This window comes from Nitrincola lacisaponensis, assembly GCF_000691225.1.
In the GTDB taxonomy this organism is placed as follows: Bacteria; Pseudomonadota; Gammaproteobacteria; order Pseudomonadales; family Balneatricaceae; genus Nitrincola; species Nitrincola lacisaponensis.
Map to the genome: position 1 here is coordinate 108,149 of NZ_JMSZ01000021.1, position 12,773 is coordinate 120,921.

Annotated in this window: 13 protein-coding genes; 8 read left to right on the forward strand and 5 right to left on the reverse strand. The window is 52.1% G+C overall.

Annotated elements, in window-relative coordinates:
• Window positions 1-7: 7 nt before the first annotated feature.
• A complete protein-coding gene (cobB, locus tag ADINL_RS07675) occupies window positions 8-724 on the forward strand; it encodes a Sir2 family NAD+-dependent deacetylase (protein ID WP_036545978.1) in 717 nt (238 codons plus the stop codon).
• On the opposite strand, the gene ADINL_RS07680 is transcribed toward cobB, so the two are convergent.
• A complete protein-coding gene (locus ADINL_RS07680) occupies window positions 721-1,815 on the reverse strand; it encodes a tRNA-queuosine alpha-mannosyltransferase domain-containing protein (RefSeq protein ID WP_036545981.1) in 1,095 nt (364 codons plus the stop codon). The two genes, cobB and ADINL_RS07680, sit on opposite strands and share 4 nt — an antisense overlap.
• Before the next feature lie 158 nt (window positions 1,816-1,973).
• Between ADINL_RS07680 and ADINL_RS07685 the strand changes: the two genes are divergently transcribed.
• A complete protein-coding gene (locus tag ADINL_RS07685; RefSeq protein WP_036546344.1) occupies window positions 1,974-2,762 on the forward strand; it encodes a response regulator in 789 nt (262 codons plus the stop codon).
• Window positions 2,763-2,776: 14 nt separating this feature from the next.
• On the opposite strand, the gene ADINL_RS07690 is transcribed toward ADINL_RS07685, so the two are convergent.
• Entirely contained in the window at window positions 2,777-3,181 is a 405-nt protein-coding gene (locus ADINL_RS07690) for a DUF4399 domain-containing protein (protein ID WP_036545983.1), read from the reverse strand.
• 186 nt (window positions 3,182-3,367) lie between these two features.
• On the opposite strand from ADINL_RS07690, the gene ADINL_RS07695 reads away from it, so the two are divergent.
• Together ADINL_RS07695 and ADINL_RS07700 are read left to right on the forward strand one after the other, a co-directional pair.
• Window positions 3,368-4,522 (forward strand): zinc-binding dehydrogenase, encoded by a 1,155-nt coding sequence (locus ADINL_RS07695; protein ID WP_036545985.1) that lies wholly within the window; start codon window positions 3,368-3,370, stop codon window positions 4,520-4,522.
• Window positions 4,519-5,565 (forward strand): proline racemase family protein, encoded by a 1,047-nt coding sequence (locus ADINL_RS07700; RefSeq protein ID WP_036545988.1) that lies wholly within the window; start codon window positions 4,519-4,521, stop codon window positions 5,563-5,565. Before ADINL_RS07695 ends, ADINL_RS07700 begins: the two co-directional genes overlap by 4 nt.
• Window positions 5,566-5,657: 92 nt before the next feature.
• Here ADINL_RS07700 and ADINL_RS07705 read toward each other — a convergent pair whose 3' ends face one another.
• Both ADINL_RS07705 and ADINL_RS16770 read right to left on the reverse strand, forming a co-directional pair.
• Entirely contained in the window at window positions 5,658-6,074 is a 417-nt protein-coding gene (locus ADINL_RS07705) for a helix-turn-helix domain-containing protein (protein ID WP_036545991.1), read from the reverse strand.
• Between the two features lie 2 nt (window positions 6,075-6,076).
• Window positions 6,077-6,394 carry a type II toxin-antitoxin system HigB family toxin gene (locus ADINL_RS16770; RefSeq protein WP_084154431.1) on the reverse strand — a complete coding sequence of 106 codons (318 nt, stop codon included), beginning with the start codon at window positions 6,392-6,394 and terminating at the stop codon, window positions 6,077-6,079.
• A 41-nt stretch (window positions 6,395-6,435) separates the two neighbouring features.
• Between ADINL_RS16770 and ADINL_RS07715 the strand changes: the two genes are divergently transcribed.
• The 4 genes from ADINL_RS07715 (at window position 6,436) to ADINL_RS07730 (ending at window position 10,148) form a co-directional block, all read left to right on the forward strand.
• Window positions 6,436-7,800, forward strand: a complete 1,365-nt coding sequence (locus ADINL_RS07715) for a glutamine synthetase family protein (protein ID WP_036545994.1) — start codon at window positions 6,436-6,438, stop codon at window positions 7,798-7,800.
• A gap of 32 nt (window positions 7,801-7,832) precedes the next feature.
• Window positions 7,833-9,146, forward strand: coding sequence for an NAD(P)/FAD-dependent oxidoreductase (locus ADINL_RS07720; RefSeq protein ID WP_036545997.1), 1,314 nt, complete (start codon window positions 7,833-7,835; stop codon window positions 9,144-9,146).
• Between the two features lie 25 nt (window positions 9,147-9,171).
• The gene (locus ADINL_RS07725) at window positions 9,172-9,462 is read left to right on the forward strand and encodes an acylphosphatase (protein WP_036545999.1); all 291 of its coding nucleotides are present in this window, start codon (window positions 9,172-9,174) and stop codon (window positions 9,460-9,462) included.
• A 71-nt stretch (window positions 9,463-9,533) separates the two neighbouring features.
• Window positions 9,534-10,148 carry an alternative oxidase gene (locus ADINL_RS07730; protein ID WP_036546001.1) on the forward strand — a complete coding sequence of 205 codons (615 nt, stop codon included), beginning with the start codon at window positions 9,534-9,536 and terminating at the stop codon, window positions 10,146-10,148.
• 9 nt (window positions 10,149-10,157) lie between these two features.
• Here the strand turns inward: ADINL_RS07730 and ADINL_RS07735 are convergent, their stop codons facing one another.
• A complete protein-coding gene (locus tag ADINL_RS07735; RefSeq protein ID WP_036546350.1) occupies window positions 10,158-12,722 on the reverse strand; it encodes an EAL domain-containing protein in 2,565 nt (854 codons plus the stop codon).
• Between the last annotated feature and the right edge of the window lie 51 nt (window positions 12,723-12,773).

The following is a 12,773-nucleotide window of genomic DNA, read 5'->3' on the forward strand; positions in this document are numbered from 1 at the left end:
ATGACAGATGCGATACAGACAGATAGTGGTGTTGACCGGAGCCGGGATTTCAGCTGAATCGGGCATCCGTACCTTTCGTGATCAAAATGGCCTATGGGAAGACCACAGGATCGAGGATGTCGCCAGCCCGGAAGGGTTTCAGCGTAATCCCGGACTAGTCTACCAGTTCTATAATCTGCGCCGTCAGCAGCTACTCGATCCTGCGCTTGAACCGAATGCGGCTCACCTTATGCTGGCCGAATTTGAGGCAGAGCATCTGCGTCGTGGTGGGCGTTTTACGCTGATCACACAGAATGTCGATAATCTGCATCAGCGTGCGGGCAGTCGCCACATCATCCCGATGCATGGTCAACTACAGAGTGCGTTGTGTCAGTCGAGTGGATTGTCACACCCCTGGACGGGTGAGCTAACTGCGGTTGACCGCTGTCGTTGTTGTGCAACACCGCAACCCCTGCGTCCTGATATCGTCTGGTTTGGTGAAGTCCCGTATCAGCTGGATCAGTGTTTTGATGCGTTATCAGTCGCCGACCTGTTTGTCTCCATCGGCACCTCAGGCAAAGTCTATCCAGCCGCCGGCTTTATGGATGTGGCACAACAGGCTGGTGCGGTGACAGTGGAACTGAACCTTGAACCTACCCGCAATGATGTCGACCAAGGTTACTATGGCCCAGCCTCGGAAGTGGTGGTTGAATTCTTTGAATCGCTGATGGAGCTGCCAGGTTAAGCCAGAAAACGCTGTAATATCTGCCGGTAAGCCGGAGTCAATTGTGACAGACGCCAGTCGTCAGGTGCCGGTTGTTCTGGTGGTGTCTGGAGCCATCGGGTTAATTGTGACAGGGCGGCATCTGCTTCAGTATCCGGGTCTTCAGGGTAGCTGGCATAGCAGTGTTCCGGTGGAATATATTCCGGGTAGGCCAAACGTTCAGGTGCCAGCGCGAGGCAACCTGATGCCATGGCTTCGAGCATCGATAATCCCTGAAAATCATGCAGTGCCGTCGATATCACCAGGTCAGCCTGTTGCAGCAACTGGTGGTAATCCTTGACCTGAGGCAGGTATCCGCAGTGCAGCAGACGTGCTGCATGGTCACGCTGGATCTGCGCAAAGGCTTCAGGCTGTTGGCGGAACTGTTCACCGACCAGACTCAAGCGAAAGTCCTGCCCTTGCGAAACCAGCTTATCCAGCAGCTTCAGCAACCGGTCCGGCCCTTTGTCGTATTCCCAGCGATGGTTCCAAAGCAGGTGCGGGCAAGCGGTATGGGTCAGGCGTGCCCGTTTTACAAACAGGGTGTCTTCAATCGGAACCGGCAGAATAGAGGATTTCTGTTGCAGTGTCTGCGGCAGGTTTTTAGGCAATGCATCGGGCAGTTTTTTCAATAACCCGGCAACACCCTGTACAAAGCTCTGGCGGTTCCATTCACTGTTAAACAGCAAATGGTCCGCTGCTACAGCACTGTAGAGGTTGATCATCTGAGGTTCATAGCTGTTGAACTGACGCCCGGAGTCTGGAAAGGCAAACTGGTTTTCGTGCAGGTAGAGGAGTGCGGGCACGCGTGCCAGAGATGGATGGAAACCTTTCAGACCGGCAAGGTCTGTCATGGATGTCGCCAGCAGCAGGTCCCAGGGTTGTTGCAGGAGAGGTTCATTTAACCAGCTCAGTGCATTGCCGCGTATACGCCAGCTGAAGTAGCGCGGCGGCAACGACAGGCAATGCCAGTCAAATTCCGGCAGAGCCTTCACCAATTGTTGTCGCCAGCGTTGGTGGCTGGCTGCATCATAGGCTGAGAGAATCAGTATTCGTGGACGGTGAGTGTGCATGTCAGGGTGTGGTGTCACTCGGGTAATTGATACAGCGGTTTTGCAAACGCACTGTATCCATGGACTTTTTTCGGTATGATGTAGTCAAGCGTACCATAGCTTTCGATGCGCATCCTTGGGTTTTGCCTGTTTTTTACTCTGAAAGGTCGATTGTGTTGATGAACTCGTTATCTGTTCTCGTTGTCGATGATGCAAAATTTATTTGTGAACTCGTGACCAAAATTGTTAAGAACTCCTTTCCCGGTTCTACGGTGACGGCTGCCTATCATGGGCAAGAAGCACAGTCGTTGATGAAACAGGCGAAGTTTGACCTGATTCTATGTGACTGGGAAATGCCCAAGATGAGTGGGCTGGAGCTATTGACCTGGACACGTCAGCAACCGAGCTATCAGACAACGCCTTTTGTTATGGTGACCAGTCGTGGTGAGCGCGAGTATGTATTGAAGGCGATTCAGGCCGGGGTGAATGACTATCTCGGCAAGCCTTTTACCGCAGAGCAGCTGACCCAGAAAATGAACAAGCTGTTATCCGGGGAAACGCGGGGGCCCAGTGCCCGCAAAGTCGATCAGGCGGCACAGACTTTGAGCAAAGCTCAAGAAACAGCGGCTCAAGCTGCCACACAAAAAACATCGTTGAAAGCCAAAGGTCTGGCTCAGTTGCGTGTTCGGGATCAGGTGATTAAATGTGCCATCAAGGATCTGAGCTTGAGAGACGTGCTGGTGGTGATCAAGAATGAAGGTGTATTTCCGACTATCCTTGATCAGGCGGTTGTCGATATAGAGCAGCTCTCTGGTGGCAGCGTGGCGCGCGTCAATGGTTTTATTGAGCGTATCGAAGCTCTGGAGCGTAAGGTGGATGCAGCGTTTATCCATGTCAAAGTCGCATTTGTCGACGATGACCCTGAAAAAATGGAACACCTGTCTCGCTACATCGCTTCGGTACGCTGAACGTTTTGAGTTGATTACTCCACCCTGATAGTGATTTTCTCGGAAATCATCGGTTCAGCGTGTGGAATGTGCATCTTGTCGCCCAGTAGCAGTTGTAATGTATGTTCCCCGGGTTCCATTTCCAGTGTCACTTCCGTCTGTCCACCACCAAAATGCAAATGACGCTCGTCAGTTGGTACCGGCATGTCCAGCGGAGGCAAGGTCTCCACGTTAATTAACAGATGATGATGTCCGGTGTTGGGAAAGTCTATACCGGCAGGTGCAACGCCCATGCCTTTCAGTCCAAACTTCACAGTGACCGGGCTATTTACAGTTTCGCCATCTGCGGGTGAGATAATGTATAGCGTCTTATCCTCGGCAGTTAAAGGCGCCAGCGGCAGTAACAGCAGCACGCTGATCAGAGGGGCATACCATTTCATGATGAACTCCTGTTATGTTTATTGTTGAGTGCATGCAGTCAATTCAGCCTAGATCAGACCGGGCATTTGTCAATTTTCTCCTGAATTGGAGCGTTCTCTTGAGTGTTGTGAGTGTGCAAATTTTGTACATTCCTTAAACCTCTTCTACAGTCATAGACTCGGGCTTTAACAAGCAGGGGAGAGGATATGATTCCGCGCACCATGGCAGCCATGTGCCTGATGGGACATGGTGGACTCGATCAGTTAATTTACCGGGAAGATGTGCCTGTACCTCAGCCGGGACGTGATGAGGTGTTGGTTCAGGTGACTGCGACGGCAAAAAACAACACCGACCGTAAAGTGCGTGAAGGACTTTATCCGGTCAACCCAACGGACCAGGCCACTTCTTTTCAAATGAGTGGATCGGCTACGCTCAAGTTTCCACGTATTCAGGGAGCCGATGTAGTGGGGCGGGTAGCTGCCGTTGGCGTCGGCGTACCTGATACACGTATTGGCGAGAGAGGGCTGCTGGATTTCAATCTCTACGCCAGTGAATCTGATCAGATCAATTTGGTCCCGGATTATTATGGCCATGGAGCCGATGGTGGCTATGCCGAGTATGTGGTAGTGAAGTCCAGCCAGTTTTATTGCATCGACAATCCGGAACTGGCTGATGCCGAGCTGGCGGCACTGGGGATGTGTTCCTATCAGACTGCTTTGCATATGTTAAACGTTGCCCAGGTTAAGGCGGGTGAGCGTATTCTGGTCTCGGGTGCCAGTGGCGGAGTCGGTACCGCATTGATCCAGCTGTGTCGCTTGCTGGGTGCAATTCCTTATGCTGTCAGTCAGCAGAACAAGACGGCCGCTCTGATTGCTTTGGGCGCTGAAGCCGTTGTGGATCGTGGTGACCTGACAGATTTTGTTAAGCGCACCCTCGCAGTGACCGGAGGCGCACCGATTGATGCAGTGATGGATCTGGTGGGGGGAGACATGACTGACCTTTTTATCGACACCATGATTCAGAATATGCGTGTACGTACGACCTACCCGCGTATCAGCATTGCGGGTGCCAGTGGCGGAAATTTCAGCCGGATCATGTGGACGCGAATCTATCTCTATCAGGTGCAGTTGTTCGGAGTATCACATGGTACGCCTCAGGAAGCTCGTCAATTGATCACCTGGATTCGGTCTGGAAAACTGAAGCCCGTGTTGCAGGGGACATTCAAACTGTCACAGCTGCACCAAGCTGAAGAGTATTTTATTGATCGTGATCAGAACCATCTGGGCAAGATTGTTATTGTGCCGGATGCACAGTGGGCTGAGCATGGGGCTCGCTTTGCTGTTCGTGGGCTCTCAGTATGAAACGACATCAATTAAATCTCATGGACATGCATGCCGGTGGCGATGTCAGCCGTATTGTGTATGGGGGTGTCGGTTCCTTGCCGGGTGAAACAGTCAGGGCAAAGATGGAATATCTTCAGGACCATGCCGATGTCTTGCGGCGGGTGTTGTTAAATGAACCTTATGGCATACCTGAAATGTCTGTAGATCTGCTGGTGCCTGCATCCAACCCGAAAGCTGTGACAGGCTATATAATCATGGAAGTCATGGGATACCCGGTGTATTCCGGTTCAAATACCCTGTGTACGGCAACCGCTGTGCTGGAGCTGGGTCTGCTACCCAAGCAGGAAGGTCGGCAGCAATTTATACTCGAATCACCGGCTGGACTGGTGCAGATCGACGCTGAAATACGCGACGGGGTGGTGGAGTCAATTACCTGTGAAGGCCTCCCTAGTTATATTGACACCTATCAGCAGACGATTTCAGTACCCGGCCTGGGCGAGGTAACCTATAGCATCGCGTACAGTGGTGGGTTTTATGTCCTGGTGGATGCCGCTGAATTGGGTTTTAGTCTGACATTGGATGAAGAGACACGCTTAAGTGCCTGTGCACACGCTATTATTGAAGCGATTCGAGCCGAACGAAATTTCCGTCATTATTCTCTGGGTGATGTTGGGCCTATTCCTTTTCTGCATTTTATGGGGCCGGTGGAAAGTTCAGCTAAAGGACAGTTCACCTCCCGCTCGGCTACCTATGTACATCCGGGTGTCATCTGCCGCAGTACCACGGGTACCGGTACCTCTGCGCGTCTGGCTTTGATGCAGCATGAAAAGCGCATTCTGCCAGGTGATACACTGGAAACCTGCTCTTTGAGAGAAACCCGATTTGTGGGCCGATTTACCGGTTTGAGTCAGGCAGAAGGGCAAACGCTGGTTGAAAACAGCATTACCGGTAAAGCCTATGTGTTAAATCGTGCTGAAATAATCGTGAATTCAGATGATCCCATGGTGAAAAGTGGTGGGTTAGGCTCGCTGCTGCATCCACGTAAGGGAGGCTGCGAATAATTCTACCGCATGGGATTTGGGCTTATTCGCAGCTTCCTTAGGTGCTGCAAGCTTGTTGGCCTGCAGCAGAGAAGAAGATTATCCAGTGTGCATCAGATAAACAACGCAGGAGATACGCCAAAGCGTTGGCTCAATGCTCTGATATGATGCAGATTCAGTTTTTTGCCCTCCGCCCCATTGAGCAGCTTGCTGACATTGCTTTTTGAGCCCAGCTCAGGCAGATCAGCAACACCAAGATTATGCTGTGCCATTAGTGTTTTCAGCACAGCCAGACCCTTGTCCATATCAGCCAGCGCAGCATTGAACAAAGCGAACTCCTCAGCCTGATCTTCCCAGTTTTCGATGCTGATGGACAGCATGTCGATCAGTGCCTTATTTGCACTGTAGTCATCAATCATTTCATCCATCAGCGCCAGGGCCAGCTCATAATCCTGTTGGGTGTTGATCTCAGTCAGATAGGGGATCTGTGCCAATGCTTCTCTGATTTCTATGCATGCAGTAGGGATCATAATCATGACTCCTTTGTTTGACGGTATTTATCAGTCAGTTTGTCATGCTCAGCATGGCTGACGACGTGTTTGACATACATCCTGTTGTCACGGAATTCTATGAAAGCGATCATTCGCAGATTATGGCCTCCAATATCGATGACCCACCATTTATCCCTATAGCATGCTGGTTTCAGAAATGGAAACCAGTAATTTGTTATTGATTTAGATGTATATGCGCCCACCCACTCCTGGCCTGGATGGCCGATCTGACAACGACTGAAAATAACGTTTTCCCCCTCGTTTTGTGTCAGTGTTTTTGCTATGTTCGAAGTCAGCATAACAATAACAGACTGTTTTAAAACATGATGAGGTGTTGGCAATGGAGTTTGCAAGGGTGCAGGAAGCGCTGGATTTTCTGCAGCGTTATCCCGAAATAGAGTTGTTTGAGTTGTTTATTCTGGATGCCAATGGTGTGCCCAGAGGAAAGTTATTACATCGTGAAGAACTGCTGCCTGTGTTTGAATCCGGGCGGCCTTTGCCGAGCACAATTATGGGTTTGTCGATTCTCGGTGAGGATGTCGAAAACTCCGGTCTGGTCTGGGATGTTGGTGATGTGGATTGCCGTGCCTATCCACTGCCGTGCAGTCTGGTCCCCTTGCCCTGGCGTACGATACCGACGGCTGCGCTGCAGGTCAGTATGCATCCACAGAGTGGCTTGCCAGCTGCGGTGGCTGATCCGAGACACTTGCTGATTCAGTGTATCGAACGTCTGAGAGCGCTCGGGTATGATCCTGTCATGGCCTGTGAACTGGAATTCTATTTGCTGGACCCTCAAACCGAAACGGCGGCGGGTCCTCTTCTGGCGGCGGAGCCGGGTGGACGTCGTCCTGAGGATACACAGGTGTATGGTTTGCGCGAGCTGGAACAGTTGGAGCCCTTTCTGGCTGATCTCTATGCGGCCTGCAAACTTCAGGGGATTCCTGCCAGAACCGCCATTTCGGAATATGCGCCGGGGCAGGTTGAAATCACGTTGCAGCATGGTGATGCATTAACGGCCATGGATCAGGCGGTCAGATACAAGCGTCTGGTCAAGGGTGTGGCGCATCGTCACGGCATGCAGGCCTGTTTCATGGCCAAACCCTTCTCACACCTTTCCGGTTCAGGTATGCACATGCATATCAGTCTGAATGACTCCAGGGGCGATAACCTCTATGCCAGTGATGACCCCGCAGGTACGGAGTTGTTGCGTTGGTCTATTGGCGGTCTTCTGGCCTCGCTGACAGACTCCTTGCTGTTTTTCTGTCCCAATGCCAACTCCTACCGGCGCTTTCAGTCGGAAAGCTACGCACCTTTGGCCCCGACCTGGGGGGTTGATAATCGCACGGTCTCCATGCGGATTCCGGGTGGCCCTCCGTCCAGTCGACATATTGAGCATCGTATCTGTGGCGCAGATGCCAATCCTTATCTCGCAGCTGCGGCGATACTGGCAGGTGTTTTGCGAGGTGTGGCCGGACAGATGGATCCGGGTGTTCCGGTAACCGGTAATGGTTATGCCCAGGTGACAGAAACGCTGCCTGGTGACTGGTTGACAACACTGGATGCGGCAGCGCAATCAGATTGGCTGGCTGAACAGATGGGCGAGGCGTTTATGAAGGTATATCTTGCCGTCAAGCGTGCCGAGTATCAGCAGTTTATGTCTCAGGTGAGTGAGCAGGATTGGCGCTGGTATCGTTACACTACCTGATGATGCTCAGATGAACTCATAAGGATTTAACCATGCAAGCAAGTCAATTGGCAGGCCCACCACGTCAGGAACGTCTGCCTTCCTATTATCACAGTAGCCTGAATGACACGACGACTTACCCGAGGCTGGAGGGAGACAGCGAGGCAGACGTCGTCATTATCGGTGCGGGCTTTACCGGAATTGCCTCTGCCGTGGAGTTGTCCGAGCGCGGTTATCGCGTAGCTGTTGTGGAGGCCAACCGGGTAGGTTGGGGGGCATCCGGTCGTAACGGTGGCCAGGTGACTGGCAGCCTGTCCGGTGATACGGCCATGCGCAAACAGATGCGAGCCAGCCTGGGTGATGAGGTGGATGACTTTATCTGGTTTTTACGCTGGCGCGGTCACGATATTATTCGTCAACGCATAGAGAAGTATGGAATTGATTGTGATCTTCGTTTCGGGCACCTGCACACGGCTATGAAGCCTGTCCACTTGCAGGAACTGGAAGAGAGCTATGCCGAAGCGCAGCAGCGGGGAATGGCCGATGAGGTCAGTTTACTGGATGCTCAGGGGGTCCGGGAAATTCTGGCAACAGATCTTTACTGCGGAGCAATTCGGAATAATCGCAACATGCATCTGCATCCTCTGAATCTGTGTATGGGTGAGGCGCGTGCGGCGGCGTCCCTGGGCGCGCAAATTTACGAGCATACCCGGGTTGAGGATATTCTGCCTGGAGATCAGCCGATCGTGGTGACTGATGCCGGGCGTATTCGCGCCAGGCACGTGCTGTTGGCAGGCGATGTGTATCATCGCCTGGCGCGTCGACAGCTGTCCGGGATGATTTTTCCGGCCATGGGCGGGATCGTCACCACTGAACCGCTGGGTGATCTGGCCAGGACGCTTAACCCTGAATGCCTGGCCGTGTATGACTGTCGTTTTGTGCTGGATTATTATCGTATGACAGCAGATGGCCGTCTGTTGTTTGGCGGAGGATGCAATTACTCAGGTCGTGACTCCCGTGATATTGCGGCGGAGCTGAGGCCTGCCATTGAAACAACGTTTCCGCAGCTAAAAGGGGTGGCGATTGAGCATCAGTGGAGTTGTGCCATGGGTATCGTAGTCAACCGTATTCCGCAATTGGGGCAAGTTTCGCCGAATGTCTGGTATTGTCAGGGCTATTCCGGACATGGTGTGGCCAGTAGCCACATTATGGGTGAAATCATGGCAGATGCCATCAGCGGCCAACTGGAAAAATTTGATGTGTTTTCCCGCTGCTCGCATGTACGTGTTCCGATGGGCGATTGGCTGGGTAATCCTATGCTGGCTGCCGGGATGTGGTACTACCGGTTAAAAGAAGCGTTGCGCTGAATTCAACTGAAACAGGGGGCAATAAATGTCAAAAGTGTGTTTGCGTGTTGTTGTTTCTGGTCGGGTTCAGGGAGTATGGTTCCGTCGTTTTACCCAGCAAAAAGCTGAGGCACACGGTGTGCTGGGCTGGGTGCGTAACCTGGCCGATGGGCGTGTTGAAGCACTGCTCTGTGGAGATGAAATCAATGTGCGTCATGTTGAAGCCTGGATGAGCCAGGGACCTGAGTTGGCGAATGTGGCTGAGCTGTTGAGTGAAGAGCAACCCTGGCAGGCAGACTATGCCGATTTTCAGGTGCTGGAGGATGCTGAGGCATAAAGTCTCGGGAACCTCTGGTGTTGGTAAATGACATAACTACTGAATGAGGAGAATTTCACAGGAGGTCGTTAATGTCAGAATCCCTTGAGCAGAGTCATTTCAAGCCACAAAACAGGTCGGACTGGATCGCTTATCGCATGACACGTTTTTTACGTTTTTTTGCCGATAAACTGTTTGCCAATCGTTATGGTCATCGAGCCGTGGTGCTGGAAACTGTGGCAGCCGTACCGGGTATGGTGGGTGGAATGCTGCAGCATTTAAAAGCTCTGCGGCGTATTCGGGATGATGAAGGCTGGATCCGCACCTTGCTGGATGAGGCCGAAAATGAACGCATGCATCTGATGACCTTTGTGCATATAGCTCAGCCCAACCGCTTTGAACGTCTGCTGATACTTTTGGTTCAGGGTATATTCTACAACAGCTTTTTTCTGCTTTATCTGTGTTCACCCCGTACCGCCCATCGTTTTGTCGGTTACCTGGAAGAGGAAGCGGTATACAGCTATACCGAGTACCTTGCCGGGATTGATGAGGGGCTGTATGAAAATGTACCGGCGCCACAGATTGCGATCGACTACTGGCAGTTGCCCGACGATGCACGTTTGCGTGACGTGGTATTGGCGGTGCGTGCCGATGAAGCCGGGCACCGTGATGTGAACCATCAGTTTGCCGATGCGTTGAATGACTGAGCTGGGGCCTCAGAAGAGAGGCACCGGCAGTTGGCAGTGTTCGATGAACGCATCTATCGGCATGGGACGTGCATAGAAATAGCCCTGGAAGCACTGGCAACCCAGCATTCTCAATGACTTGAGCTGTTGTTCATTTTCCACGCCTTCAGCGATAACGTTCAGGCTCAGGCTGCGACCCAGATCGATGATGGTTCTGGCAACGGCCAGATCACGTGGATCACGGTGCATGTCGCGCACGAAGGCCTGATCCACTTTGAGGGTGTCCAGTGGCAGGCTGATAAGCATATTCAAGGAAGAGAAACCGGTACCAAAGTCATCCAGTGAAAAGCGTATGCCATGCTGTTTCAGCTGCAACATCTTATCAATGGTGTGTTCTATATTGTCGATTAACAGACTTTCTGTCAGTTCCAGTTCCAGACGGTGTGCCGGTGCGCCAGTCTCGCTGAGAATACTCAGGACATCATCAACAAACTGATGGTGATGCATCTGTACGGCACTGATGTTAACAGCGAGGGTGAGATGTGCTGTTTCCGGATCATCTGCCCAGCGTACCAGCTGCTTGCAGGCCGTACGCAGTATCCAGTGACCCATGGGTACGATGAGCCCGGTTGTTTCCGCGACCGGGATAAAGTCAGCCGGTGACACCAGCGGTTGGTCGGGTGGTTGCCAGCGAATCAAGACTTCAGCTCCCAGTAGCTGCTGATTGCTATGATATTGTGGCTGATAATAGAGAATAAACTCGTTTTCTTTAAGTGCACGACGTAACCCGAATTCAAGCTCAGCACGGTGCTCTGCCTGCTGCTGCATGCGGGTATCAAAGAAGCGTACCTGATTGCGTCCGACCTTTTTGGCGTCGTAAATGGCCAGCTCGGCCTGTTTGATCAGTTCTTCTGCGCTGTGTTGACTGTCTGAGAAGAGCGCTACACCAAAGCTGGCCGTGGTAACATAGTCCTGGTTTTGCAGGATGAAGGGCTGTTCGAAGGCTGCAATCAATTTGTCGAGCACCTGCTCAACCTGATTGAGTAAAACAGATGTGTCAGCTGACAGATCTTCCAGTAGCAGCATAAACTCGTCACCGCCAAAGCGTGCAAGAGTATCACTGACCCGGATTTGATGGCTCAGACGCCGTGCAATAGCGGTCAGCAGCTGATCGCCGGTTTGATGTCCGAGAGTATCATTCAGCGTACGGAAATTATCCAGATCAATCATGATCACGGCTCCGTTGCCTATTTCCTGATGACGGTTGACCAGGCTGTGTTGCAGTCGATCCAGCAGTAAACGCCGGTTGGGAAGGCCCGTCAGTACATCGTAAAAAATCAGCTGATGCACTTCTTTTTTATGGCGTTGTTGCTCGGTAATATCGGTCGCCAGTCCGCAAAGTGCATAAATTTTGCCCTGATCATCGCGCATCGGCACTTTAACCGATAGGAAGGTTCTGGGCTCCTCTTCACCGGGAAGTTTGTTGACTTCCTCTCTGACCAGAGTTTCACCACTGAGCAGGGTCTGATCATCCAGACGGAAAATCTCAGCGGCCGAATCCGGATCAAAAAAAGCCTCGTCTGTCTGCCCCAGAATGTCAGATTCAGAGCAGTTAAACAGCTCACAAACCTTGGGGCTGGCATAGAGGTAATGGTGTTGCAGATCCTTGATATACACGTAGGCCTGCAGGTTGCTGAGAATCGTGGACAGCTTCTCGTCACTGCGCTTCAGTTCACGTCGGGTAAAGCGTATTTCCCGACGCTGGTATTTCATCAGTATCAGTGCCAGCAGCAATAAAACAATCAGGATACCGGCAAAAATCCACAGGCTTTTGGGCACTGTGTTCAGGGGTTTCTCTGTTTGCCAACCCTGCAGGATACGCTGATAGGGGGAGTCCGGTTGGTCGCTCCAGCGTGTTAGCCAATGATCAATGCGCTGCAGATAATCATGATGACTGTTTAAGGGCGCAGCAAAAAACAGTCGGGCGGGCTGAAACAGGATGGATGTGGACTCCAGTTGATAGCGATCTGCATGGTGGCTGCCAAACAGGTTGTTGGTTGCCAGGCCATCGGCCTGCCCGTCACGCACCTGTTCCAGTGCAGCCTGCAAGCTGCTCACGGGAAGCCACTCAACTTGCAGGGAAAACTCCTGGGCCACTTGTTGCAGATAGGCTTGCTGAACTGAACCGGCGAGCAGCGCAATCCGTTTACCTTCAAGGTCCAGTACAGAATCGATGCTGACATCCTGATGACGGAATACCTGTGACCAGCTGTGGAGTGCCGGGCGTTGATGAAATGTCATCTCACGTTCACGTGCTTCGGTTCGGGCAACGTCGGGCAGCAGATCCAGTTCGCCGGATCTGAGCGCAGACAAGCAGGCATCCCACTGGCAGCTGACAGCCTGGAGTTGCCAGTTTTCACGCAACGCTATTTCCCGGATCAGCTCACCGAAAATCCCGGAAGGCAAGCCATCCGGTCCCATCAGAATTTTGGGTGGATTCTCATAGACACCCACGCGTACGATGGTGTGGTCTGCGAGCGTGATTGAACTGGCCAGTAAACTCAGCAATCCGGCAGCGGCAATCTTCCATTTCATCAAAGCCATCCATTTCATCAAAGCGTTTATTCCTTAAAGGGATCATAGGCC

Bases quoted from the DNA above. Each gene is read 5' to 3' on its own strand.
- ADINL_RS07725 (WP_036545999.1), top strand. From the start codon at position 9,172: ATGTCAAAAGTGTGTTTGCGTGTTGTTGTTTCTGGTCGGGTTCAGGGA.
- cobB (WP_036545978.1), top strand. From the start codon at position 8: ATGCGATACAGACAGATAGTGGTGTTGACCGGAGCCGGGATTTCAGCT.
- ADINL_RS07695 (WP_036545985.1), top strand. From the start codon at position 3,368: ATGATTCCGCGCACCATGGCAGCCATGTGCCTGATGGGACATGGTGGA.
- ADINL_RS07680 (WP_036545981.1), bottom strand. From the start codon at position 1,815: ATGCACACTCACCGTCCACGAATACTGATTCTCTCAGCCTATGATGCA.
- ADINL_RS07715 (WP_036545994.1), top strand. From the start codon at position 6,436: ATGGAGTTTGCAAGGGTGCAGGAAGCGCTGGATTTTCTGCAGCGTTAT.
- ADINL_RS07705 (WP_036545991.1), bottom strand. From the start codon at position 6,074: ATGATCCCTACTGCATGCATAGAAATCAGAGAAGCATTGGCACAGATC.
- ADINL_RS07690 (WP_036545983.1), bottom strand. From the start codon at position 3,181: ATGAAATGGTATGCCCCTCTGATCAGCGTGCTGCTGTTACTGCCGCTG.
- ADINL_RS07735 (WP_036546350.1), bottom strand. From the start codon at position 12,722: ATGAAATGGAAGATTGCCGCTGCCGGATTGCTGAGTTTACTGGCCAGT.
- ADINL_RS07720 (WP_036545997.1), top strand. From the start codon at position 7,833: ATGCAAGCAAGTCAATTGGCAGGCCCACCACGTCAGGAACGTCTGCCT.
- ADINL_RS07730 (WP_036546001.1), top strand. From the start codon at position 9,534: ATGTCAGAATCCCTTGAGCAGAGTCATTTCAAGCCACAAAACAGGTCG.
- ADINL_RS16770 (WP_084154431.1), bottom strand. From the start codon at position 6,394: ATGCTGACTTCGAACATAGCAAAAACACTGACACAAAACGAGGGGGAA.
- ADINL_RS07700 (WP_036545988.1), top strand. From the start codon at position 4,519: ATGAAACGACATCAATTAAATCTCATGGACATGCATGCCGGTGGCGAT.
- ADINL_RS07685 (WP_036546344.1), top strand. From the start codon at position 1,974: ATGAACTCGTTATCTGTTCTCGTTGTCGATGATGCAAAATTTATTTGT.